This window comes from Nostoc spongiaeforme FACHB-130 (genome assembly GCF_014698475.1).
Lineage (GTDB): Bacteria > Cyanobacteriota > Cyanobacteriia > Cyanobacteriales > Nostocaceae > Nostoc_B > Nostoc_B spongiaeforme.
Window position 1 is genome coordinate 81,913 of record NZ_JACJTB010000012.1, and the last position, 24,768, is coordinate 106,680.

The 24,768-nt window shown below is 40.2% G+C and carries 26 protein-coding genes; 10 read left to right on the plus strand and 16 right to left on the minus strand.

What is annotated here, in order from left to right; translation table 11 throughout:
* Window positions 1–173 precede the first annotated feature (173 nt).
* Both H6G74_RS11910 and H6G74_RS11915 read left to right on the plus strand, forming a co-directional pair.
* Entirely contained in the window at window positions 174–512 is a 339-nt protein-coding gene (locus H6G74_RS11910; protein WP_190967871.1) for a hypothetical protein, read from the plus strand.
* A gap of 509 nt (window positions 513–1,021) precedes the next feature.
* Window positions 1,022–2,824: a WD40 repeat domain-containing protein gene (locus H6G74_RS11915; RefSeq protein WP_190967872.1), complete on the plus strand. Its 1,803-nt coding sequence runs from the start codon at window positions 1,022–1,024 to the stop codon at window positions 2,822–2,824.
* Between the two features lie 197 nt (window positions 2,825–3,021).
* Here the strand turns inward: H6G74_RS11915 and H6G74_RS11920 are convergent, their stop codons facing one another.
* Window positions 3,022–3,438 (minus strand): hypothetical protein, encoded by a 417-nt coding sequence (locus tag H6G74_RS11920; protein WP_242051207.1) that lies wholly within the window; start codon window positions 3,436–3,438, stop codon window positions 3,022–3,024.
* Window positions 3,439–3,693: 255 nt separating this feature from the next.
* Between H6G74_RS11920 and H6G74_RS11925 the strand changes: the two genes are divergently transcribed.
* Complete coding sequence (locus H6G74_RS11925) at window positions 3,694–4,095, plus strand: hypothetical protein (RefSeq protein WP_190967874.1); 402 nt, start codon at window positions 3,694–3,696, stop codon at window positions 4,093–4,095.
* A gap of 79 nt (window positions 4,096–4,174) precedes the next feature.
* Here H6G74_RS11925 and H6G74_RS11930 read toward each other — a convergent pair whose 3' ends face one another.
* Complete coding sequence (locus H6G74_RS11930; RefSeq protein ID WP_190967875.1) at window positions 4,175–4,597, minus strand: hypothetical protein; 423 nt, start codon at window positions 4,595–4,597, stop codon at window positions 4,175–4,177.
* Window positions 4,598–4,766: 169 nt separating this feature from the next.
* Window positions 4,767–5,060, minus strand: a complete 294-nt coding sequence (locus tag H6G74_RS11935; protein WP_190967876.1) for a hypothetical protein — start codon at window positions 5,058–5,060, stop codon at window positions 4,767–4,769.
* 138 nt (window positions 5,061–5,198) lie between these two features.
* Here H6G74_RS11935 and H6G74_RS11940 point away from each other — a divergent pair, with 138 nt between their 5' ends.
* Window positions 5,199–5,867, plus strand: a complete 669-nt coding sequence (locus H6G74_RS11940; RefSeq protein WP_190967877.1) for a Uma2 family endonuclease — start codon at window positions 5,199–5,201, stop codon at window positions 5,865–5,867.
* Between the two features lie 200 nt (window positions 5,868–6,067).
* Window positions 6,068–6,301 carry a hypothetical protein gene (locus tag H6G74_RS11945; RefSeq protein ID WP_190967878.1) on the plus strand — a complete coding sequence of 78 codons (234 nt, stop codon included), beginning with the start codon at window positions 6,068–6,070 and terminating at the stop codon, window positions 6,299–6,301.
* Between the two features lie 104 nt (window positions 6,302–6,405).
* Here H6G74_RS11945 and H6G74_RS11950 read toward each other — a convergent pair whose 3' ends face one another.
* The gene (locus H6G74_RS11950) at window positions 6,406–7,002 is read right to left on the minus strand and encodes a TetR/AcrR family transcriptional regulator (protein ID WP_190967879.1); all 597 of its coding nucleotides are present in this window, start codon (window positions 7,000–7,002) and stop codon (window positions 6,406–6,408) included.
* A gap of 198 nt (window positions 7,003–7,200) precedes the next feature.
* On the opposite strand from H6G74_RS11950, the gene H6G74_RS11955 reads away from it, so the two are divergent.
* Entirely contained in the window at window positions 7,201–8,784 is a 1,584-nt protein-coding gene (locus H6G74_RS11955) for a DHA2 family efflux MFS transporter permease subunit (RefSeq protein ID WP_190967880.1), read from the plus strand.
* Window positions 8,785–9,091: 307 nt separating this feature from the next.
* Here the strand turns inward: H6G74_RS11955 and H6G74_RS11960 are convergent, their stop codons facing one another.
* The 4 genes from H6G74_RS11960 to H6G74_RS11975 all read right to left on the minus strand — a co-directional run bounded on the left by H6G74_RS11960 (window position 9,092) and on the right by H6G74_RS11975 (window position 15,001).
* Window positions 9,092–10,804, minus strand: coding sequence for a diflavin flavoprotein (locus tag H6G74_RS11960; RefSeq protein WP_190967881.1), 1,713 nt, complete (start codon window positions 10,802–10,804; stop codon window positions 9,092–9,094).
* A gap of 392 nt (window positions 10,805–11,196) precedes the next feature.
* Window positions 11,197–12,915 (minus strand): diflavin flavoprotein, encoded by a 1,719-nt coding sequence (locus H6G74_RS11965; protein ID WP_190967882.1) that lies wholly within the window; start codon window positions 12,913–12,915, stop codon window positions 11,197–11,199.
* 381 nt (window positions 12,916–13,296) lie between these two features.
* On the minus strand, window positions 13,297–14,496 hold the full coding sequence (locus H6G74_RS11970) for an argininosuccinate synthase (RefSeq protein ID WP_190967883.1): 1,200 nt from the start codon (window positions 14,494–14,496) through the stop codon (window positions 13,297–13,299).
* Between the two features lie 283 nt (window positions 14,497–14,779).
* The gene (locus H6G74_RS11975; RefSeq protein ID WP_190967884.1) at window positions 14,780–15,001 is read right to left on the minus strand and encodes a hypothetical protein; all 222 of its coding nucleotides are present in this window, start codon (window positions 14,999–15,001) and stop codon (window positions 14,780–14,782) included.
* 133 nt (window positions 15,002–15,134) lie between these two features.
* Here H6G74_RS11975 and H6G74_RS11980 point away from each other — a divergent pair, with 133 nt between their 5' ends.
* The 3 genes from H6G74_RS11980 to H6G74_RS11990 all read left to right on the plus strand — a co-directional run bounded on the left by H6G74_RS11980 (window position 15,135) and on the right by H6G74_RS11990 (window position 19,058).
* Window positions 15,135–17,660: a tetratricopeptide repeat protein gene (locus tag H6G74_RS11980; RefSeq protein ID WP_190967885.1), complete on the plus strand. Its 2,526-nt coding sequence runs from the start codon at window positions 15,135–15,137 to the stop codon at window positions 17,658–17,660.
* Window positions 17,661–17,865: 205 nt separating this feature from the next.
* Window positions 17,866–18,429, plus strand: a complete 564-nt coding sequence (locus H6G74_RS11985) for a Uma2 family endonuclease (protein ID WP_190967886.1) — start codon at window positions 17,866–17,868, stop codon at window positions 18,427–18,429.
* 149 nt (window positions 18,430–18,578) lie between these two features.
* Window positions 18,579–19,058: a hydrogenase maturation protease gene (locus H6G74_RS11990; protein ID WP_190967887.1), complete on the plus strand. Its 480-nt coding sequence runs from the start codon at window positions 18,579–18,581 to the stop codon at window positions 19,056–19,058.
* Between the two features lie 35 nt (window positions 19,059–19,093).
* On the opposite strand, the gene H6G74_RS11995 is transcribed toward H6G74_RS11990, so the two are convergent.
* The 4 genes from H6G74_RS11995 to H6G74_RS12010 all read right to left on the minus strand — a co-directional run bounded on the left by H6G74_RS11995 (window position 19,094) and on the right by H6G74_RS12010 (window position 22,071).
* Window positions 19,094–19,474: a hypothetical protein gene (locus H6G74_RS11995; protein ID WP_190589847.1), complete on the minus strand. Its 381-nt coding sequence runs from the start codon at window positions 19,472–19,474 to the stop codon at window positions 19,094–19,096.
* 18 nt (window positions 19,475–19,492) lie between these two features.
* Entirely contained in the window at window positions 19,493–20,779 is a 1,287-nt protein-coding gene (locus H6G74_RS12000) for a nitroreductase family protein (RefSeq protein WP_190967888.1), read from the minus strand.
* A complete protein-coding gene (locus tag H6G74_RS12005) occupies window positions 20,766–21,230 on the minus strand; it encodes an ankyrin repeat domain-containing protein (RefSeq protein WP_190967889.1) in 465 nt (154 codons plus the stop codon). Before H6G74_RS12005 ends, H6G74_RS12000 begins: the two co-directional genes overlap by 14 nt.
* Before the next feature lie 214 nt (window positions 21,231–21,444).
* A complete protein-coding gene (locus tag H6G74_RS12010; protein ID WP_190967890.1) occupies window positions 21,445–22,071 on the minus strand; it encodes a CBS domain-containing protein in 627 nt (208 codons plus the stop codon).
* 765 nt (window positions 22,072–22,836) lie between these two features.
* Here H6G74_RS12010 and H6G74_RS12015 point away from each other — a divergent pair.
* Window positions 22,837–23,046: a TOBE domain-containing protein gene (locus H6G74_RS12015; RefSeq protein WP_190967891.1), complete on the plus strand. Its 210-nt coding sequence runs from the start codon at window positions 22,837–22,839 to the stop codon at window positions 23,044–23,046.
* Between the two features lie 86 nt (window positions 23,047–23,132).
* Here H6G74_RS12015 and H6G74_RS31500 read toward each other — a convergent pair whose 3' ends face one another.
* The 4 genes from H6G74_RS31500 to H6G74_RS12030 all read right to left on the minus strand — a co-directional run bounded on the left by H6G74_RS31500 (window position 23,133) and on the right by H6G74_RS12030 (window position 24,751).
* Window positions 23,133–23,255: a hypothetical protein gene (locus tag H6G74_RS31500; protein ID WP_277927147.1), complete on the minus strand. Its 123-nt coding sequence runs from the start codon at window positions 23,253–23,255 to the stop codon at window positions 23,133–23,135.
* A gap of 63 nt (window positions 23,256–23,318) precedes the next feature.
* Complete coding sequence (locus H6G74_RS12020) at window positions 23,319–23,570, minus strand: FeoA family protein (RefSeq protein ID WP_190967892.1); 252 nt, start codon at window positions 23,568–23,570, stop codon at window positions 23,319–23,321.
* Window positions 23,571–23,745: 175 nt separating this feature from the next.
* Window positions 23,746–24,045 carry a 2Fe-2S iron-sulfur cluster-binding protein gene (locus H6G74_RS12025; RefSeq protein ID WP_190967893.1) on the minus strand — a complete coding sequence of 100 codons (300 nt, stop codon included), beginning with the start codon at window positions 24,043–24,045 and terminating at the stop codon, window positions 23,746–23,748.
* Between the two features lie 337 nt (window positions 24,046–24,382).
* Window positions 24,383–24,751: a HesB/IscA family protein gene (locus H6G74_RS12030; protein ID WP_190967894.1), complete on the minus strand. Its 369-nt coding sequence runs from the start codon at window positions 24,749–24,751 to the stop codon at window positions 24,383–24,385.
* Window positions 24,752–24,768 lie beyond the last annotated feature (17 nt).

Consider the following 24,768-nt stretch of genomic DNA (forward strand, 5'->3'; position numbering starts at 1 on the left):
GTCTACCTCGTCTTCCTTGTCTGTTAGGACTGCTATATCTTCATGTTGTTGGGTTACGCATTATTTTTAATACTTAAAATTCAGTAGAGTATTTTTGCTTAATCCCATCGTAGGAGGTATTTTTGCTGGCGATCGTGCGATTCTAGCAAGTAACTCTATATAGAGAAAGACAGATGACCAACACATCTCAAGATATCAGAGTAATATCTACCACGAGAATTTGGGGAATCACAGTAGGTATTTTAGCCGTTTGTATTCCGCTTTCGGCTGTGACGAGAAGTGGGGCATTGCTACCTTTAGCTGCTCTTGGTGGTGCTACAGCCGGAACGATCGCTATTTGGCGGACTGATGAGAAAAAATCGCCATCTGGTGCTTTACAACCACAGCAATTAGAACTATTAGAGCAAAGAATAGCCAATTTAGAAACAATAGTCAGTCATGAAGAATTTGATTTACAGATGAAAATTAAACAGCTAGAAACCAGCGATCGCAATCATCATTCTGTTTCCTAAACTCCTAGTGAATCAAGCATTTTTGCAGTTTGTTAGTATATACAATTGTGGAAAAATTTCTGCCACTTTTAGAGCATAATCTTCTTAATTTAGTAAAAATAGCTATCATCAACCAAAATGCCCAAAACTCTGCCAATAACCTGCGAGTTCTGCTTAAATCATACTAGTCTTTAGAAATATTACTGTTTCTAGAAAACAGTATCTTCTTCTCTAGTTCCGATAGAATTATTGGACATCATAGAAGTCTATCTAACTCATACCCAATATCGATTTGAGATTTTAGGAGCAAGTTTTGACTAAAAGTCTTTTTGCAAAATCTCAAAGAAGCTTGCTGATCCCAAGGTGGTATCAATTAGATCATTATGCTGAGATTTGAGTGATCTTTACACACTGAACTTTACAGATACATCTCCATAAATGTGTTCTGTTAGACTGCGAAGATTACCGAATTTTTATTTTACTAGAAGTTATAAACTTGAGTAATTACGTTGGTATAGCTTACCGTAGGTATGCAAAATTGTATCGCTGGAATGCAGATGGATTGGATTAGCTTACTTCAAGCCCAGCAAGCTGATTTCCTTCAACGTATTAAAAAACCTAAAACTTACGACCTATCTTTACTGGACAGTCAAGTTAAAGGTTGTCACAGCGAAATTATGGCATTTTGGGGTGATTCATTGGCAAAAATCCAAGAATTATCGCGCCAACAAGCCGAAATTCTCGCCAAAAATCCGCCACCTATACCGCCAGAATATCCCGAACCGCCTGATTGGGTGATTCCTTACCCCAAACACTTTCAACAACAAGCACAAGATTATCTTTTGCGAGAGCAAATTGTTGAACAAGTGATGGCGGAACGGCTGGGTAAGATAGTGAAAAAGTTGCCCCAAGACACTATTCAAAATATGGTGTTAGATGATGAAGGCAATTTACGCGGCGAAAGTAAATTTACATACTGCCTAGCTGATAGTCCAAAACACAGCGTGTTAGTTTATGCTGCTGATGGCGAAAGTTTTAACGGTATCAAGAAAGATAAAATTAGGTGGACAGTCACTCAAGATGAGTTACGCCAGCACCAAGTTTTAATTTTCTTGTGTCTGTTTTATCCTTCTCATGGCAAATTAGGCTATGAAAAGCACGCTGTAATTGCTGGGTTTTTGCCGAGTCATCAACTGGAGTTCTCGGAAACTAAATCTTATGTGACTCCCAGTAGCCTGTTATATGCAGGAGGATTAAGTTGGTATTTAGAGTCACTCACAGCGAAAAAGACTACTAAAAAAGATATATTGCCAACAGTTGAAGAGCAAGCGATCGCAGAAAGCATTCAAATTGTCTCATCAGATCATCCCCAAAAAGAAATCATTGGTGATTGGGAATTTTGGCAAACATTAAAAGGTCATACTAGAGGGATTTATTGCCTTGATTTTGCTTCCCGTTGTCATAATGGCAATGTCACCCCGATTTTAGCTAGTGGGAGTCGCGGCGAAACCAAACTTTGGGATTTAAGCAAAGGAGAATTAATTGATACATTATCCGAAGCGCCTTGGATAGCATCAGGCTTAGTGGATGATGTAAACTCTATATCTTTCAGCCCCGATGGTCATACATTAGTCAGTGTTGGTGCAGATTCGACAGTGAAAATTTGGCACGTCGGCGCACCAGAATTGATTGATATCCTGCACAAACATAATGGTGTAGTGCGCTGTACTGCTTTTACCCCAGATGGGCGGATGGTAGCCACTGGTGGCGATGATCGAAAAGTTCTGTTTTGGGATTTAATGCAGCGTCAGGTAGCGATCGCTCTATCTTTAGATGATACAGCTGCCCATGCCCTGGCCTTGAGTCCCGATGGCAAAACCTTGGTGACTGGTAGTTACCGCAAAATCAAAGTCTGGAAAACAGCCCAACTTTCAGAATGTAGCACCCTACAAGAAATCGAACCACTGCACAGCTTAACTGGACATTCTCACATTGTGCGTTCCCTAACTATTAGTATTGATGGACAGTGGTTAATTAGCGGTAGCTGGGATCAGACAATCAAAATCTGGCATTTAGAGACAGGCAGATTAATTCGCACTCTCAAAGGTCATACTGATCGAGTATATGCGATCGCCCTCAGTCCAGATGAGCAAATTATCGCCAGTGGTAGTGCAGATAAAACCATTAAACTCTGGCATTTCAACACCGGAGAATTGCTAGGTACATTTACCGGACATAGTAATATAGTCACATCCCTAGCCTTCACAACTTCTGGTGATATGTTAGTCAGTGCCAGCTTAGATAAAACCATTAAAATCTGGCAGCGTAGTTAATAATTACAATGGATTTTATCCCTATCTCTCCAGCTAATTTACTAGCTTCCTATTCCCTACAGGTAAGGGCGAAGGCTAAGCCCTTACTGAGATTTTTTCAAAAAAAATATTTTTAAATGTTGGGTTATGCTATCAATTCACCTAACTTACTAGCTTTTTAGATTCCTGCTATTAGGCTAATACAACAAAAAGTCAATTTACCCAGAGAGACTTTCATCTTCACTAAAACTCAGCACATTTGTTTCTAAGTCATAGAAAAACTGTAATCGACATCTACCAACTTTGCCAGTAGCATCCTTATACTGATGTAACCATTGCTTCATTTTTTCCAATCCTGTTTCTATCAACTGGCTTTTTACCACACTCACACAAGTTCGCGGTACTGGATAAACAGTAATTGACCACTTCGGTTCATACCAGCCAGACTCTATGACTTTATTAGAGCTAGTCAAGCTAACCAAGGAATATCCATAGTTAATACTCAAAATTTTCGCAGGATTTTTAATCTTAGCTGGTTCTTGACAGGAATCAGAAAAAGCAACGCTAAGATAGTCGAATTGAGGTGTATCTGATAGTGCTTCTGATAATATTCCAGCACTAATAGGGTATGACATTAAACGTGAAAGTTTACTTTTGTACTTTGTAGGAATCATTTTTACCAGATGACTTTTTATCTTATCGAGTATAAGCAATTGAAATTCATAAAAATTATGCGTTAAAATTTAAAATCAGATTTCTTTTCAAGAATTATGGAAAGAATTGTAAAATATTCTAGACAAGATTCAGGGCGAACGCAGGGTATTTCTGAAACCCTTACCAGATAAGGATATTGGCGAAAAAAGAGGATAAATTATAAAACGCCGAAACCCTTGTTATTAAAGGATTTTTATACTTTAGATGCGGTTGCCCTGAGACAAGATTGGTGTAAATGTGAATGTAGTGAACGAGAAGAGCCTTTAACCACTTTCTTATATGACTTACCCAACTTAACCGCTTGTAACATTTTCCCCCCATTACATATTCTCAATATTCTTCTGCTCAGGGGTTGGGCTGGTGGTGGGATGAGTCCCAGGTTTAGCTGGAAAGCTTTTGAGATATGTGAGATTGAATATCAAGAAATTTTGCCTAAGCTGCTCTATCCTAATTGGCAAATACTAGGCAAAAAGCTTTGGCGCATCAGATTACCGATGAAACTTGATCCAGAATTTGATTCTATAGGCGATCGCTATACATGGATGACATTGGTTAGCGAAAAACATGGAATAAAATAAACAAACGTAGGTTGCCTAAAATGCAGTGTAACCCAACAATTGCAAGCTTATCAAAGTTGAGTTGTGCGATCAAGTTACTCTATTCTGGTTCCTCTTGCTCTCCGGTTACGAGCCATTTCCACATTGCCATAATAAACTGGCTCAACTTGTAACTTTCCTCATGCCACTCAATCACATCTCCATTTATACCCTGCCAAATCACAGGATTTTGTTTGTTGATATCAGCTTGATCAATGCCCCAATATACAACACATTGGTTTTCTTGCATAAATACAAGTTTGCTATCTATCCAATTAAGTTCTTCAATAGACAACAATCGATTATGTTCTTTGTTAATTAAGTGCTGTCCAGCCAAAGTATAGTAATCAATAAGTGCTTGAGGAATCTTTAGCTGACGCTCTGCTAGTTTAGCTTGAACCGCCTCGAATCCTAGCCCGTCTGTTACTTCTAGTGGAGAACCAAAAATTTCTTGAAATCGACGGCTATAGTATTCCTTAAACATTACTTTATAGCTAGAAAACCTACTTACTAATAACCTTAAATAACTGCCTTGCCAATTTTGAAAGAGTAAATTCTAGTATAATAAATATGTTTGCTTAAACACATTTAAACTCAACAATGTTAGGCTGAATGAACTTTGGATTGTGCGATCACAGCCAACCGTACCAAAATTAATAAAATTGCAGCTTTTCAACCAAAACTTTCTGCCCACTTTGAAAATTAGAACAGTCTAACTTTGTCGTCAGTCGGAAGTTTAACAAATCATAGCGAGGTTTACCATCTAGATGATTAGCTCTTGGTGGAATATCGAGTGCTTCGATTGAACAACCGCCAATTGTCGAATCTGGAGTTACCCTAAAATTCACCCCCGGTAACTCAAAGTGCTTGACTACGATATTCCGCAAATTACGAAAATGCTGAATAACAAACTCCACTTCAACTTCGATATCAGCTAGAAATTCCATATTTCCCACACTTAGTAAAATAAATAAATGTAGGTTGGGGGAACCCAGTGTAACTTAACCATGCCAAGATTATCAAATGTTGAGTTGTGCGATCGCTCCAACCAATCTACCATATAAAAATTAACAGGAGAGATGACAATGGTCAGCAGCCTGAAAGAACTAATTGATGAGCCAGAATTGGGTCATAGTAACGACCCGGAAGAAAGGTTTATCAGTAGTGGTGTGAGTTGGGACAGTTATGAATCGCTATTGGCGAAACTAGAAAATAACTCTCATTACCGTGTTAATTATTTAGATGGAATATTAGAAATCGTGTCACCGTCAATCAGACATGAAAAAATCAAAACGAATTTAGGTATGTTGTTAGAGCGTTTCTTCTATAGCAAGCGCATTCGTTTTGTACCGATGGGAAGTTCTACTTTTAAAAATAAAGCAAGAAAAGCTGGTGCAGAACCAGACGAATGTTATTGTATAGGCGAAGAGAAAAAAGTACCAGATTTAGCAATAGAAGTAGTTTTGACAAGTGGTAGTGTGAGCAAACTGGAAATCTACCGTAGGTTAGGAGTTGCAGAAGTCTGGTTTTGGGAGAGAAATCAGTTTAAGTTATATCATTTACGAGACAATTCTCAGCAAGAACAAGCCACTGTTTACCCTGATACTTACGGGTATGAACCTATCTTTCAAAGTGAGATACTGCCAGAATTAGATATTTCTTTGCTAGAACAATGTCTGACAATTTCAGATTCAATTCAAGCTATTGATGAATTTGAGCAAGGATTGAAAGCAGCCAATGAGCCAAAGTCATAGAGATGCGATCGCTGATTTTTGGGAGTACGTCTATCTAGGGAATTAATTTTAACTAAATTGATTATACATATAGTAGGACGATATATTACTAGCAAATTATTTAAACTACAGCCATAAAATATTAAGTCTTTGCAGAACAAACATTTGTTTTGTTATTCATTGCAAAATTAACCAAATTAGTCAAAACGGAGGGGAAAATCATGAGTGAAAACTCTACTTTACTCCAAGAATTAGACAGTGAAGCATCTGAATTTATCAGTGGAGGTCAACGTCGTCCTAGAGTTTTGTATGCTTGTCCTAGAGATAGATACGTCACCAATACTGAGGGCTATTACTGGTTCCGAGGTAGAAGGGGATGTCAAGAAGTAGACTACGATAGCGCACCTAGACGAGTGAGACGGGAACTTGAGAACTTTAGAGGTAATTTTGACTAATCTATTTGCTATTTTCTAATAGTTAGTCAAGTGGGCATTACATACTAAATTTTGAGTTTAATTCGGTTTTTCTAAATAATGCCCACTCTACAAATACTCATAAATCATTGATGATTTTTGCCAACACCTTTAATAATTAGCTCCATAGTCTGACGCATATAAGTTGCTAGTGGTTTTGGTGTTGGTTTAAAGACGATCGCATAATATAAAGACCCACTCACCAAATCAATAATTAATTCAATATCGGCATCTGGTTGAATTTCACCTCTTAATTTAGCGCGTTGCAACACCTCGGCAAAGGCATCACGTCGAGGTTTTGTATATTTTTTCCAGTAGACTTGAGCAAACTGCGGATTACTAGAAGCTGTACTAATTATTAAAGCTAGTGTCTGACAGCCAAGGGGACTCTGTATTCTCTGGGCTGCATGATCAATCACAATATCCATATCTCCCCAAAAGCTACCAGTATCAGGTATCTGCACATCTTCCCGCACACTTTCGATCGCATCTGCGACCAGTTCCTCTTTACTGGTGTAACGCCTGTAAATTGTTGCTTTTCCAACTCCAGCCCGGATAGCGATCGCTTCCATACTCATACTTTGATATCCCACTTCCGCCAGCAGTTCCAACGTCGCTTGCAGAATGGCTTGATCTGCATTGATACTACGTGGTCTTCCGGGTGAACTGATGTGCTTATTCATATTGCGTTAGTCTCAAACTTCCGACATCAAATATCGCCATTGCAGCCTTATCTATCTTGAGGCAGTTTTTTTAGGTTTACCAAACTTTACCCTTGACTTATCTTAATATAATACGATACAGTCTCGTATTATAAACAAAGGCGAAAAATCAAAGCTAAGTCTCACAATTTCTAAATTTAAATATCACTGCTATTCAAAATGGCTAATATTAAAGCTTCTACCTTCAACCAAGCAGGCTATGTACAGGGAAGGCTGAAATGGGCGATCGCCTTTACGGCATCTTTGGGCGCAATTTTGGAAGTTATTGATACCAGTATTGTCAACGTAGCTTTGACTTCCATGCAAGCCAGTTTAGGCGCAACCGTAAGCGAAATTGGCTGGGTAGTAACTGGTTATGCGATCGCCAACGTCGTCTTAATTCCCTTATCTGCTTGGTTAGGAGATTACTTTGGCAAAAAGACATACTTTATCTTTTCCCTGATTGGCTTTACAGCTGCTTCTGTAGTCTGTGGACTGTCAATTAACTTACCGATGCTGATTTTATCGCGGATTGCTCAAGGGTTATTTGGAGGTGGACTATTAGCCAAAGCGCAAGCCATTTTATTTGAAACCTTTCCCCCGTCCGAGCAAGGTTTAGCACAAGCAGTATTTGGCGTAGGAGTCATATCCGGCCCAGCCATCGGCCCAACATTAGGCGGCTATCTCACCGATGCTTTAGGCTGGCGCTGGATTTTCTTCATTAACATTCCCTTTGGGATTTTAGCAGTTGTGATGGCAGTGATGTTTCTGCCCCAAGACAACAAAAGTAAAACCCAGAATCAAGCCGTAGACTGGTTAGGAATTGGGCTATTGGTGATTGCGATTGGCTGTCTGCAAACTTTTTTAGAAGAAGGCGAACAAGAAGATTGGTTTGCATCTGGGTTCATCACTAGTTTGGCAATAGCCAGTGTGATTGGATTAGGACTATTTATTTGGTGGGAACTAAAAACATCACATCCGGCTGTAGCGTTGCGAGTACTGCGTCATCGTTCCTTAGCGGCGGGAAGCTTTTTATCAGCAATTGTTGGTATGGGACTTTATGGCGCACTCTTCGCCGTACCGATTTTTGCTCAAAGTGTCCTACATTTCACCGCTACACAAACAGGATTATTGCTGGCTCCTGGGGCTTTAGCATCAGCAATTGTGATGATTCTCTTAGGCAAATTATCCACCAAAATAGATGCTCGATTATTGATTGCGATCGGTGGTGTGGGAACAGCCTTTGTGATGTTTGACTTATCAAAACTCACCATCCAAACAGGCACAGATGATTTATTCTGGCCTTTAGTATGGCGGGGAGCTTTCACAGTCTTGATGTTCTTACCTCTGAGTTTAGCTACTTTGGGGCCGCTACCCAAACAAGATATTTCTGCGGGTTCTGGCTTTTATAACCTGACACGACAGCTTGGTGGTAGCATCGGCATTGCCATACTCACAACTTTGTTAGATAAACGGGAAGCTTTTCACCGTGCTATTTTGTTAACCAATCTCAGTCCATATAATTTTGAAACCAATCAGCGCCTCGATATGCTCACTGGCGCAATGCAAAGTCAAGGAATGGATGCAGCCACAGCCCAAACACAAGCATTGGCTTTACTTGAACAAACTGTAAATATCCAAGCTGCTGTTTTGTCGTTCGCAGATATTTTTCGAGTGGTAGGTGTGGCGTTTCTTTGTTCTTTACCTTTGTTGCTATTCTTAGGTAAAGGTGGCGCGGGAGCCAAAGCCCCAGTTGGGCATTAGGACTTCCAATTAAAAAGATATATTATCACTGTGTAGGCAGGAGGCAGGAGGCAGGGTGCAGGGGGCAAGGGGGAAGAATCTCTACTTCCTGTCAACTCCTTATCCTCTCTGCGCCTCTGCGTCTCTGCGTGAGATAAATCATCCCGTATTTATACAACGTCGAAATAATTAACCGCAGATGGACGCAGATAAACGCGGATGAATTTGTATTCTACCCAAATAAAAAAGAGCCAGCGCTGTCCAGAATAATTTCAGCACCGGCTTTAGTTGTATATATCCGCAGGGCGGTTAGGGAAAGGGAAAATTGTTAGTAATGAGTACCTGTTTTGCGATGATTAATCGCTGTGACTGCATCTGGTTTAATTAATTTACCGTTGTCAACGGTGGCGTAAACTACCCAATGGTCGCCACATTCCATGCGTTGTTCAACAGAACATTCGACGTAAGCCAGTGCATCAGTCAAAACTGTGCAACCATTTTCCGCAGCAGTGGTGGTAAATTGAGCAAATCTATCTTCGCCTGGGGCAAAGTTCTTGCGGAAATGCTTCATATATTCCTGGTGATTGCCTTCTGCCAGGATATTTAAGGCAAACTTACCACCAGGATACATCAAAGATTCTATGGCGCGTTCTTTGGCGATCGCTACAGTTAAACCAGGTGGGTTAAAGGTAGCTTGCGATACCCAAGCACCAAGCATCCCGGTAGAAACATCACCTTGTTTGGCAGTAATCACGCAAACTGAACCAACAATGCGCCCAACGGCTTGTTCTACAGGGGTTGCAGCTTGTTGGGGAACGCGAATTTTTTTCGCCTTTTTCAAGTTCTGGGCGAAGTCTGTACCGAGTTCTTCGCAGAATTTGAGGGTAACATCGTCGGGTTTGAACTTAACTTTCAAAGTTTCAAAACCCAGACGATAGCCAGCATCGCGCAATTTACCTTCAATCATTTCTACGGCTTCACCACTCCAGCCGTAGGAACCAAAGACACCCGCAACTTTGTTGTTATCACCAACTTTCAGAACAATACCTAAAGCGGTGTGAATGGGTGTCGGTGCATGACCGCCGATGGTAGGGGAACCGATAATGAAACCATCTGATTTTTCCACTGCGGCTTGGATTTCTTCGGGGGTAGCAAATTCGCAGTTGATCGATTGAACTTCTACACCGCCTTTGGTTAATCCGAGGGCGATCGCTCGTGCTAAGGTGGCAGTATTACCGTAAGCTGAAGCGTATAATAAAGCCACCGAAATTTCTCGATTTCGTTGCGAACGGCTCCAGTCGCTATATGCTTTGGTCAGTTCAATTAAACTACTGCGAACAATCGGCCCGTGACCAACTGCATACATCCGCACTTGGAAATCAGAAATTTTTTCCAAAGCTGATTCGACGTGCTTCGCTTGGGAAGCCATCAAACAGTTGTAGTAATAGCGTTGGTCTTCTTTGATTTGTTCCCAGTGGTCATCAAAAACATCCTCACCGCAGATATGTGCGCCGAAAAGTTTATCTGTGAACAAAATTTGAGTTTGCTGGTCATAAGTGCAGAGGTGTTCCGGCCAACGGGGGTTGGGTGTGGGTATGGATTTCAACACATGACCCTTACCTAAATCGAGGGTTTCTTTCCCCCGCATCACCAAAATATTTAAACTATCATCAGGGAAAGCTGCCTTTAAATTAGCCGCACCAGGAAGGGAACAAACAAAGGTAATTTGCGGAGCCACTTCCAGTAATGTTTTTAAAGTTCCCACCCGGTTGGGGCTAAAATGTCCCAGGATGACATAATCTAATTTTTTCAAATTAATGTTCTGCTGTAATGCTTCCAAAAAAATGGTTGTGAAAGTATCAGCAGGTGGGTCAATAATTGCAGTTTTATCACCTTCAATGAGATAACAATTAGAGGTTGTACCTCTTTCTAATGCGTATTCAATTTCAAACCGCAGACGTGACTGACTACGCGCTCTGAGAACTTTGATGTTGGTCGCAATGGGAGAAACCTGTACGTCACGGGGTTTGGAATCGCTCATAGGTGTTGGTTGATGTGGAGAGAAAAAGGGCAAAAACCGAGCTTTAACGGATTGAATAAAATCTGTAAAAGACATGATGAAGTGTGAAGTGTGAAGTGTGAAGTGTGAAGTATGAAGTCTAAAGTCTGAAGTGTGAAACATTATTGATGCGGTAAATGGCAGATGAATGAGGTACAAATTGAAAGAACAAAGCTATATACCAATACGGTTCAGTTAAGAGAATAGTAGGTTGGGTGTAGCGATAGCGTAACCCAACAAAGTATGCGTGAATGTTGGGTTCCGTTCCTCCACCCAACCTACACCAGTCTAAGTTGTTGCCTTAACTTAACTGTATTGAGCTATATACTGGAAAACTTTCAACTCTGTTCCCTCTTTCAGACTTCAGACTTGATTTAGTAGTAATTTCCGACTTTGCGATGGCGGACTGCGGTTAAGCCATCGGGTTTAGAAACACGACCGTCTTGGACTGTGCAGTATAAAATCCAGTGGTCGCTGCACTCCATACTACTCTGCACTTCACATTCCATGTATGCAAGGGCATCTGTCAAAATGGGTGAACCGTTTTTGGCGGTTTGGGTTTTCACACCTGCAAATCTATCAGCACCGGGATGTAGACGCTTGAGGAAGTGCTTTTTCAGTTCTTGATAGTTGCCTTCTTCTAAGACGTTCAGCACGAAGCGATCGCCTACCTGCATTAAAGCATCAATGGCGCGGTCTTTGGCAACGGCAATTGTAAATCCTAATGGTTGCAAGCTGGCTTGGCTGACCCAAGAGGCTAACATCGCACTGCTGACATCACCTTTTTTAGCGGTGACGATATACAGTCCGTTGCTAATTCTGCCCAGGGCTTTTTCCATGTTCACATCAAGGGCTTTGATTTGCTTGATGTTACGTTCGCGGGTGACGGCTTGCCCTAAGTCTGTGCCGGCTTCTGTACACAATTGATAAGTAGATGCGGTGGGAGCTTCTTTAATCCGAATGGCGGGGAAGGCTTCTTTCACACCAGAGTCGAGAAATTTGCGGCGGAGTGTATCGACTGGTTCATCATCGCCACCAAAGCATTCAAACAAGCCAAAGAATTGTTTGTCTTTAGCAACGGAAATTAAAGAACTAATACCAGCTTGGGCGGCGACGGAGGTAGAAGGAGGCATCCCAATGATAATACCAGCTGCTCTACCTGCAAGTTCTTGAATTTCTTGGGCTTCGGCGGTGCTGAGGTCAAGAAACTCTACACCCACACCAGTTTTTTGAATCCCTTCCGAAATGGCTTGACCGAGGCGATCGCTATAACCATACTCAGAAGTGTAGAATAAACCAACACTGGTGAGAGCTGTGGCTTGTCTTTGACTCCAGCTTTGATAACACTCAGTCAGAATATCTAGATGATGATAAAGTAAAGGCCCGTGACCGTTTGCGATGATTTTAATCTTGCCGAGTTCGCCCATCCGCTTCATCGCATTCAACAGCGATCGCGCATTTGGCCCCATCAGACAGTCATAATAAAATCTAAAGTCAGCTTCGATCGCTTCTAAGTCTTCATCAAAGGTGCGATCGTCACAAAAGTGCATCCCAAAGGCATCGCAAGTATAGAGAGTTTGGGTTTTGCGATCAAAACTAAAAATGGTGTCAGGCCAATGCAAGTTAGGCGCACTCACAAATTCTATTTCGTGACCTTTGCCAATATCAATGCGATCGCCACTTTTGACAATCCGCTTGGAAAAAGGATCATGCACCAAACCTTCCAAGAATTGCAAGGCAATCTTAGAAGCTAAAACAGTCGCTCGTGGTGCTAATTGTAAGACATCTTCCACCAAACCACTGTGGTCTGGCTCTGTGTGGCTAACAATAATGTAATCAATGGTCTTGGGGTTGACGATACTTTTGAGGGTGTCTAAATACAGTTGGCGAAACTTCTGGTGAGAAGTGTCAATTAAAACTGTTTGTTCGCCCCGAATTAAATAGGAATTGTAAGTCGTACCGTTTTGCAGTCCGAATTCGATATCGAAGCGATCGCGATCCCAGTCAAGACAGCGAATCGCCGTGGTGTTTGGGGCAATTTCTACAGTTTGGACAGTAAGCCGATGCTGAACATTTTCTGCGATCGCTACCATTATTCGTCTCCGAGCGCAAGTTTTTAATAATCTTTCTCTGCCCCCATTGTGCCGTTAATTGAATTTTAAAGTTGTAATGAAGACTAGTTTTCAAAATTTGGCAGTTGTATCAATTATTGCTGTTTTTCAGCATTATTTTTAACTCAGAATATTCTTTGTAAATCTCTCACAGCAAGGGTATCACGTTTTAAATATTAATATTTATTGGCATAATTTAAAATCCCTAACATATCATACATAACTTCTTTTTTTTGGCTATAATTCCGTAACAAAAAGCATAGATTTGCTCACCGATGTGTTGAAAATTATCTGCATAAAAAAATGTTTCGCGCCTTTGCGCCTTTGCGCGAAACATAATTTATCTATGAAAATTAGCCGAAATTATCTATCCTGTTGCGCCCATATCCGGGTGGGAAGACCCCAAACATAGATAAAGCCTTCGGCTGCTTTGTGGTCAAATTGGTCTTCTGCGCCGTAGGTGGCTAAGTCGGGTGTGTAAAGTGTGTTATCACTCCAACGACCTACTATCGTGGCGTTACCTTTGAACAATTTTACCCGCACTGTTCCAGAGACACGTTCTTGAGTTTTTTGAATGAACGCATCCAGAGCAGCTTTGAGGGGACTGTACCACAAACCGTTGTAAACCAATTTGGTGTAAGTGTCTTCTATACCCCGCTTATATTGGGTGACATCTGCGGTTAAAGTTAAGCTTTCTAAATCGCGGTGTGCGTGAATTAACACCAACATTGCTGGAGATTCGTAGATTTCCCGTGATTTAATCCCCACCAAGCGATTTTCAATCATGTCAATGCGACCAATGCCATGATTGCCAGCTAATTCGTTGAGTGTTTCAATTAATTCAACGGGGTTTTTAGCTGCACCGTTGACAGTGGTAGGGATACCCTTAGTAAAGCCAATTTCAATATATTCTGGCTCATTGGGGGTATCAGCGATCGCTTTCGTCATCTGATAAATTTCTTCTGGCGGTTCGGCGGCTGGATCTTCCAACACACCCGCTTCAATACTGCGACCGAGCAAGTTTTTATCAATACTGTAAGGCGAAGACTTTTTCACAGGTGCGGGGATACCGAACTTTTCCCCGTAGGCGATGGTTTCTTCGCGGCTCATGCCCCATTCCCGCGCGGGTGCTAAAATCTTCAGGCTGGGATTTAAGGCAGCACAGGAAACGTCAAAGCGTACCTGATCGTTACCCTTACCAGTACAACCATGTGCGATCGCATCAGCACCGTATTTTTCGGCTGCTTCTACTAATATTTTGGCAATTAAGGGACGAGCCAGCGCCGTTCCCAGGGGATAGCGATTTTCATAAAGTGCATTAGCTTGAATCGCCGGGAAAGCGTAATCTTTAACAAAGCTGTCTTTGACATCAATTACCAGAGATTCACTAGCACCCGACTTGAGAGCTTTTTCTTTGATTGGCTCTAATTCATCTCCCTGGCCTAAATCTGCGGCGAGAGTTATCACCTCTTCCACACCCCACTCTTGCTTGAGGTAAGGAATGCACACAGAAGTATCTACACCACCTGAATATGCTAAGACAACCTTTTTGGCGCGACCCATTGGTTTCTCCAGTTAGGAAAACAAAGAATGACACAATATTATATCGGACTAATACAGGTAGATTTGCGGCTGTTGTCAGGACTTACGCACGAAGGTTAGTTGTGAAGATTGGGTGTAAGGGTATAAGGGTGTAGGGTGTAAGGATTTTGCTCACATACACCTCTAAACTCTGGATTTTTCGTTTCTATGCGTCAATCTTCCTATCAATTCTCGATGACATAAAGTATATCTATTAGCCAGCGATTAAACTCACTGGCTGATAGTGCTGTTAGTTAACAAGCGACTACTTTCTTTTTTGGGATTGGACTAAAGTTTTGACTAACTCAACCATTGCCATAATCACAGTAGCCGTTCCGCCCATTAATAAAGAACTTAAAATTGCTGCTGCAAGAATGATTTCTGTTGGACTGTACCCGTCACGCATCCAAGCAGAAGGTTTTTCAATTACTGGGGAAGTTGCGGGAATTAACTGTGAAGTTTGGGTGTTGTTAGAAGTGTTATTCATAGTGAACTTTGTGAAAAACTCGACTGTGTAAATCTTATTTCTGCCTTCAAAGCCCGTAAATTCCCTAGAAATAGAGATAAAGTAGAATCAAGTAGAAGATAAGTAGAATTAAGCAAAATTTTTCAGGCTGTCTATGCAATGGGATGAGTTTTTACGACAAGAAGCGGCTACTCATGAGTTATCCCCAGAGCAAACTGCAGCTTTTTTAGTTAGGTTTCAGGCTGAAAACTCAGATAAAAGTGAACAAGAAATTGCCAACTTATTAGAAATTGAGCTTTCTGCTTTTAAAAAGCGGATGAGTCCGGTGTATAGTAAGTTTGCTGAGAGTTGTCCTGAGTTAGCTAGACGTCAACGCAGAAAGTTTGAAACATTAAAGGCTTACCTAACAGCAAAATATAACGGTGTCAGCGATACCCAGCCGAAAAAAGAAATTCAGCACAATATCCCCCCGGCTGTACCTTGGGAAAGGTTTGTGGGAAGGGAGGCGGAATTACAACGACTGCACGAGATGATACAACAATCGCAGCAAGTTGCTATTGTGGCGGTGGCGGGTATGGGTGGTGTGGGTAAAACTGAACTCGCAACCCAGTATGCTCAACAGAACTTGCAAAATTATCCTGGTGGGGTTTGCTGGTTATCAGCACAGGGTATTGATGTCGGGATTCAAATTCTTAGATTTGCAGAAGATAAATTTAAATTTATCGCACCGCATGATAGGGAATTATTAGTTGATAGGGTAAAACTTTGCTGGAATAGGTGGGATGCTGGTGATGTTTTGCTGGTGTTTGATGATGTCACCGACTACAAAACCCAAGTTAAGCCTTATCTCCCTGCGAACTCATCTAAGTTTAAAACGTTGCTCACAACTCGCCTGGGCTTTGATAGAACTTTGCCACAATTAAGCCTGGGTGTTCTCAAACCATTGGCGGCGATGCAATTATTAAAGTCGCTGGTAGGGAGAGAAAGATTAAAAAATGAGCCTTGGGTGGCGAGAGAAATATGTAAATTCTTGGGATATTTGCCTTTGGCTTTAGAGTTGGTGGGACGATATCTGGATACAATGCCAGATTTATCACTGCAAACACTGTTGAAGCGGTTAGAAAGAAAGCGACTGGAACATGAAGCAATGGCTAAGGCTAACCCGTTGATGCGTTATGAATACGGTGTGGCTGAAGCTTTTGATTTGAGTTGGGACAAGTTAGATGAGAATGCAAAAGAACTTGGTTGTTGGCTAAGTTTATATGCTTTGGCTGATATTCCTCTTGATGTGGAAGCAATTGAAGATGATGAACAGCAAGAAACTCAAGAGAAAGCCATTGCTGATTTGCTAAAACTGCATTTATTACAACGGCAAAGCAAAGAAATTTATCGTTTACATCCCCTAATTCGGCAATATTTTCAAATGAAGTTGGATGAATCAAGTGATGCAGATGAGGTGAAGACAGATTTTGCCGCGCAGGTAGTAGAAATAGCAAAGCAAATTCCGCAAGAGCCTACCCGTGATTTGATTCAACAACTCACACCCCTGATTTCTCATCTAGCAGAAGCTACTAATCATCTAACAGCATTCATTAAGGATGAAGATTTAATCACTCCTTTTACCGGATTAGGCTTGTTTTATCAAGGACAAGGATTGTATAAAGACGCAGAACTTTGGTTGAGTCAGTGTTTAGAAGTGATTAAAAATCGCCTTGGTTCAAAAAATCCTTATTTTGCCACTAGCCTGAACAATCTGGCAGAACTTTATTATATGACAGGACACTACAGTGAAGCTGAAATCATGTATCAGCAAGCTTTAGAACTTAGAAAACGTCTGTTAGGAACAGAACATCCCCATGTTGCGGCTAGCCTGAATAATCTGGCAGAACTCTACCATTCGACAGGACAATACAATAAAGCAGAACCTCTTTTTCAGCAAGCTTTAGAACTTAGAAAACGTCTGTTAGGAACAGAACATCCCCATGTTGCGGCTAGCCTGAACAATCTGGCAAGCTTCTACCATTCGACAGGAAAATATAATAAAGCAGAACTTTTATTTCAGCAAGCTTTGGAATTATGGAAACGCCTTTTAGGAACAGAACATCCCTATGTTGCTACTAGCCTGAACAATCTGGCAGGACTCTACCATTCAACAGGACTTTACAGTGAAGCCGAACCTTTATATCAGCAAGCTCTAGAAATTGTAAAATCCTTGTTAGGAGCAGAACATCCCGATGTTGCCATTAGCCTGAATAATCTGGCAGAACTCTACCGTGCGACAGGAAGGTACAGTGAAGCCGAACCTTTGTATCAACAAGCTTTAGAACTCAGGAAACGTCTTTTAGAAACAGAACATCCCGATGTTGCTACTAGCCTCAATAATTTGGCATTATTCTACCATTCAACAGGACGTTACAGTAAAGCCGAACCTTTGTATCAGCAAGCTTTAGAACTCAGGAAACGTCTGTTAGGAACCGAACATCCCGATGTCGCCACTAGCTTCAATAATTTGGCAGCACTCTACGAATCAACAGGAAGTTACAGAGAAGCTGAACCCCTGTATCAGCAAGCTTTGGCGATTTGTGAGCGTACTTTGGGTGTGGGTCATCCCGATACTATTACAGTGCGGGGAAATTATGCAAGGTTTTTAAAAGAAGCATATCGTTATTGCAATATTTAACAATGAAACTATTAAAGTTCACGCAGAGACGCAGAGGCGCGGAGGATGGGGAGAAAGTTATATTAATTTGAAATTTGTAATTAAGGAATGTAGCGATCGCTCTCTCATTTCAATCTCATAAATTCCTGAAAAGCTAAAGAGTATTGTAGCTTGTTTATAGTATCTGTATTCCATAATTAAAATACAAACAACAGTTGAGGCGCTCATGACTGTGCAGTTATTAAGACGTAAATTCACAGTGCAGCAATATCATAAAATGATTGAGTCGGGGATATTAACAGAGAATGAGCGAGTTGAATTAATCCGGGGAGAAATTATTGAGATATCGCCTATTGGGACAAAACACGCTGCTTGTGTAAATCGTCTGATTAATTTGTTAGTGCAGTTGTTAGGAAAGCGCGTCATAGTAGCAGCCCAAAATCCAGTAGAGTTGAGTGATAATTCACAACCACAGCCAGATGTGGCTTTACTCAAACCCCGTGATGATTTTTATGCAGCCGCACATCCCCAACCTCAAGATATTTTCTTATTAATTGAAGTGGCTGATTCAACAATAATCTATGACAGGGAAGAAAAAATTCCTTTATATGCAGAAGCTAATATAATTGCGGTTTGGTTAATAGATATTAATGAGCAAGTTGTGGAAGTTTATCAACAACCAACAGCTACAGGATATCAGCATATACAAAAGTTTGCTGGTGGGGAAAGTTTATCAATTCCAGGTTTTCCTGATGTCACAATTACGGTCAATGAAATCTTCGGTAGATAAATTACTGGTTCTATTTTTATCTCACGCAGAGGCGTGGAGGCGCAAAGAAGGATTTTAGAGGTGTTGTCATTGTCTTTTGTTAGGCGCGATCGCTCACCTATCTTCAACACAAGCTAAAATATGCTTTCAACTGGCACAATTAGTAATTTATGCTAACTATTATTGGTTGCGGAAATCTCAATCGCTGCGATGATGCGGTAGGTGTAATTATCGCCCAACGCTTACAACAATATCTAGTCGAAAATCCTCATCCTCATGTGCGCGTGTATGACTGTGGAACCGCAGGGATGGAGGTAATGTTTCAAGCTAGAGGTAGTAAAAAATTAGTAATTATTGATGCTAGTTCAACTAATTCCGAAGCGGGTGCAATATTTAAGGTTCCGGGTAAAGAATTGGAAGCTTTACCGGAACCTAGTTATAACTTGCATGATTTTCGTTGGGATAATGCGTTAGCCGCCGGACGGAAAATATTTCAAGATGATTTTCCTGAAGATGTAACAGTTTATTTAATTGAGGCGGCAAATCTTAGCCTTGGACTAGAGTTAAGTCCTGTAGTTCAACGTGCGGCTGACAAGGTTTTTGAAGAGGTAGTTGCAATTATTTGTAATTGGTCAATTGTTAATATTTAATTGACCTTTACTACTCTCCTCATTCATACACTTTTCTAGCCAGCCATATCACGGTAAACAGCAATTTCATCTACCCTCATTTCAAAGGGGATACCTTGGCTTTCGGGAGGACAAACGCGGATTTTAGCACTGGTGACAATTGACTGGAGTAATGACCCCATTGCGACGATTTGCTGTAATACTCGCCAGTTGGTAACAGGGTCGGGACATTCAATTACTAAGGTCATCGCACTAGCATCACTTGTGACATACCAGCGACAATGAGAAAGAAGATTTTGAATTGTGCGATCGCACGCTTCATAAAAGTATTTACTAATAGAATGCTCTAGTTGTTGCCGTAAAATAATATCTGCCGATGACGGTTGCATTGGACGGTAATCGTAATCATCGTTGTAACAGAACATATACCTAGCCATCTCTACTTACAAAACTACTTAATTGCCAATAGCCATTGCGTAGAGAATATCCATTTTTGTTTCTAAGAAACTCTGGGTTTCATCGTCATAAAACGCGCCAATTCCGCTACATTGTATCCCCAAGTAATTACTACTCAGGTAAACTCTGTGTCCTAAAAAACCTGCTAACTGCATAGCGGTTTGATAACTTGTATAGTCAGACACAAAAAACAAAGTTACTGCACAATCACGCGCAATAGCCTGATTAATGCACAAATAACCAGTATGCTCGCTAAAATCGCCACTTTTAATCAGATGATTGTTTTGATATAACCCAGGGGATATCCCCTCTACTCGATGCACGACTGAATAAACTTTGATTGCTTCACAACTTTCTGTGGGAATTGGTTGCTTTAGTTGTTGCAATATCCTGAAATAATCTTCTTGAGAAATCAACTGTTTCCGGAAACGTCTATTTGAACGTCTATGCCAAACAGTTTGATAAAATTTATCCTTGTCAAACTTAAATTTGGGATGCTCTAGCTGTTGTTTTGGACTCTTGTGTAAAGCTGTTACTTGATAGCCATCTTCAATAAATTGATGAGCTTCAAAATAATCTGTACCACTCACAAAAGGAATTTTCAGCCTTAAGCGTCTCACCTGCTTTTCTTCTACTTCCCCACATAAAACACTAGCAGTCACAAACTCTTTATTCTCAAAACCTAAGTCAGAGTTAAGAGCTAATTTATCAAAATCAAACATTAGCTGGATATTTTTGTCATAGAGATCCGCCGATGCGGCAATTGTACCTAAATGGTGTCCGCTATCTAAAAAGCAATATCTCAGACTTCTGTTTTTATATTTCCAACTAGACCTATAATAAACGCAACTAATTAAAAAAATGATTCCTTTGATACATTTGCCCGGTATAATATAACTTTCTAAGCCATCATCTATTAATTCATAGATAAGTGTTAGACAATTATTCTCAACTTCTAGATGGTAGATGCCATCAACTATTTCCGGGATGCCACGAATTTGTACATAAATCTCGGTAGGATATAACCCACCAGCAGAAGGATTAACACGTAGTTGATAGACTACATCCTTATAAGTCTTTTCTAAGGTGATTGCACTTGTTAAGTAAATAAAAGAATGAATGGGATGATTGAGATTTAATTGCAGCCTGCGATAAAATTTTGGATATAGTTTAAAAGCCGATGGTTGCGTTGTTGGGTCTACATAATTAGGGTCAAGCTGCACTGATAGGTAAGAATGTTTAGTCGCTTGATGAAAGTTTTTGCTAGATAATTCATTTTGTAGCATCTTTCAGCATCCTTAAAACTTCGACGGTGCTGGCAAAATCTATAGCTTTGTAATCGTCTAAGTTTTTTAAATTTAAATTAGGATGATGTTGTAAAAGTAACTTGACTACTTCTGCTTTACCTGCTGAAGCTGCATACATTAACACTGTTGCACCGTTATCGTTTTGGTTATCAAGATTTATTTTCATTTCTAGCAGCAAATTAATTAATTCATAATGCTTGCCAAAGCAAGCAAACCATAAGGCATTATTACTATCGTTATTTCTGGCATTAATATCCGCACCTGCACTAATCAATTCTTGAACGACTGAATAATTACCTATCCTAGTGGCTTTCATTAAAGCTGTATCACCATTTTCTCCAGGCTGATTTAAATCTTCAGGATTGTAATTATTACCTATCAACCATTCACAAGTTGTTTTACTCAAACTTTGCTGATTTTGCTGCTTCATAAATTTCTTCCTAAAAGGCGAGGGAAGAGAACAAGAAATTAAGGACTTGGCTCCCCTCTCTGCGTCGGAGAGGGGCTGGGGGAGAGGTGAAAACAGACTTGTAGAATTACGTTAATTCACTAATAAAAGGGAATGGTGGACAATGCCCACCATTCACAAAAAACTCTTGGCAAATACTGTCTAAGGAGTTGTAAAAACTCCTGTCAATTTATACTTAGACAGCATTCATTGTTTGGTTAGGTTGCTCACCTGCGACCATTGGTTTTGGTTCTTCAGAGAATAGTTCTCTAGAAGATTTATCTTGCTTGGGTGCGCCATAAAAACCAGCTTCAGCTTCGAGTTCATCTACGAAATCCCAAGCTTCAATTGTACGTTTAGAGTCTGCACCGTAGTTCGCAGAAATTGCCCGTGCATTCGAGACAGCTTTATATATCTCTTTTTGCAAGAATAAGAGTTTTGGTTTTTCTACAAAGTCGCCTTTGTGGATAATATCGCTGATAGTAATCATCCCAAGTAATTCACCACGGATGACAGGCGCACTCCGCATCCCTGTATTAATCAATAACCTTGCAACATATTCTAAATCAAGGTCAGGATCTACAGTGACACAGGGTTTGCTCATTATTTCGTAAACATAAGTTCTTTGAGGATCTTTTCCATAAGCAACCACTTTGCCTGCAATATCACTCTCAGTCACAATGCCGTAAGCATCACCACTATGACGAGGTTCTACAATTAATTCTTGCAGTTGTTTGAGCCTTAATAATTTCACTGCTGCTGCTACTGTAGCAGAGCCGCGAATGGTAGCTACATCTTGAGTCATAATATGTTTGGCTCGCATAATTCCTGCTCCTTATGTATTGCAAGTAAGGGAATTGTTTCTAAACTGCTGCACTTCTTCCCAAACTGTGTTTGCTTCGTCTAAGTATGATGAAAATTAGACACAGGTTTTACGCAGTATTAGCCCTAAATTCTACTGAATATAATCATCAATTATCAGTATAAGATTTACACATTTTCCCTACTCTGTTGCTGAAGCGATCGCATCGTCTGTCTAACTTTCAGATGTACCAGGATTTAGGTAGAAACATCTTTGATAACCCTGTAATCTCTTGCTGCTGAAGTTTGGTTCACTAGCAACAATTTAGCTTACTTATATATTATCACTCTGATAGGTTTGTTCTATAAACAAGTGTGTATTCTCTTAAAGATATTGGTTAAATATCACAAAAAAATATCAAAATGCAGCACAAACTACATTTAATTATTTAATAGTATGTTTATTCAGGATGCTTGTTTAATATCAAAAATTATAGATATTGATTTGTTTACTAGGTAACAATTATTTTTTGAAATTAAGTTTTGTAGACGGAGTTCATGTATCAATATTTTAACTAAACATATTCTTAATTAGTGATATATTGTGCTACTTATTTCAACTCAAATTCTCCCTCTAGCGGAGTATTTGTCGTAGCAAGCTATTAGGTTTATATATTTTGTATAAATTATATCTAGTAATCTTATAAAGAAAATCTAAAAAATAACCTTAATATTCCAAAAAGTTGGTATTGTTTCAAACAATCATGATTAAAAAGGAAATAAAAACATGGAAATTAGTGCGCGTAATGCGTTAAAAACCACCGTTAAGAAGGTTGTAACTGGTTCAGTTAATACTGAAGTAACTTTAGAATTAGCACCTGGAGTTGAGTTAGTCTCTATTATTACCAAAACCTCAGCCGATAACCTGGGCTTGGTAGAAGGTAAGCAAGCTTATGCTGTTATTAAAGCGTCCGATGTTATTGTTGCTATTGATTGATAAATAACTAATTCATTAACTGAAATTTTTTTATTTTTGTAGAGACGTTGTATACAACGTCTCTACAGAATTTATATATAGCAGTCCTAAATCATTTGTAAAATTTCTATATCTTTTTCTTCTTTCTTACCTTTGCGTCCTACCCTGCGGGAAGCCGCTATCGCGTCTAGGCGTTCTTGGCGGTTCGTTTCTATATCTATGTTTTTCACGACTCATTTAGGATTGCTATATTACAAATTTTCATATAATTGGCAGTAGATTTTAGCTTGAATTTAGTTATCAGCTATCCGCACGTAAATAGTCTGAGCAATTTCTTGGCTTAAACTGATAGATTCTCCAGCAACTTTAATTTGTAATACAGGAAGTCGCTGTTCTAGAGTAATATAAGTTCCAATTTTTATGCCTGCTGAATGAATCTGGTCTAGGATTTTCTGATCTTGAGTTTGATAAAAAGCTATAATACCTTGCTCTCCTGGTTGGAGTAGTGATAAAGAACAACCGCTTACACTAAAAGGCTCAAACATTAAAAGTATGAAGTGTGAAGTATGAAGTATGAAAGATAATTTTCTTTACCTTTCATACTTTTTGGATTGCTAAAAATAGCTGTGGCGATAAAAAATTGCAGCTATACAATCTGAATCTGTGTAGAGAGATTTTGACTGTATAGCTGCAACTTCTGTGCATAGTCTAAGACATCAATTATACGAGGTAAGGTTCTTGGTGTGTCTTGATTGTGCAGTTAGAACGAGGATAGGTAACGCACAATAAAGCAAATCCTTTAGATACTTGCTCATCATCTAAGAAGTTTTGATCAGATTGATCAATTTCACCTTCTGTAACTTTACCTACACAGCTAGAGCAAGAACCTGCATGGCAAGAGAAAGGTAACTCAATACCAGCTTCTTCTGCTGCGTCTAAAATTGTAGTGTCTTCATCTACCTCAATTACGGTATCGATGTCTTCTTTTTTGTTGATTAATCTTACTTGATAGGTAGCCATTTTCCGATTCTCCTCATTACGGTTCGGTTGGTTCTCGAAGTGTGTCAGTTTCCTCTTCGAGAAAATATGAATAGGAAGACACTGCATTTGATGAGTTTGATAGCAGAAGGCAGGAGGTGAGACAGCGCGGTCTTGGGGGTTTCCCCCATGAGCGACTGCGAACCCGAAGGGCAGAAGGCAGAAGGCAGGAGGTAAGATTTTTACTATTCCTGGCATTTAAGCTTTCAAAATGTTCTAACCTATCTGACTACCACTATCGCTTGTGTCTCTGACTTTGGTGCGGAGTACGTTTACGAAAAGCCTATATGGTTTTACTTAACACTAAAAGAAGACTCTTTTAGCTACAAGGAACACCATCTGGCGTACAGTCTCCTGTTTTGAAAGATTTGCCGCAACCGCAGGTACTAGTTGCATTAGGGTTGGTAAATTTGAAACCGCTTTCTACCACCCCTTCGACAAAATCAATCACGATTCCTTCTAATAAGGGCGCACTTTTAGCATCGACGTAAACCAACACACTACCTTGTTGGATTACTAAATCATCTGGTTGGGGTTGGCTGGTGACATCCATACCATATTCATAGCCACTGCAACCACCATCTTTGACAGAGATTCGGATACCTTTAGTGCTATTCTCATCGGAACCGGAACCTCGCAGGAAAGCCCGCAAACGAAATTCTGCTTTTTCTGTTAAAGTAACAGTCATTCAATCTCCTAATCTGT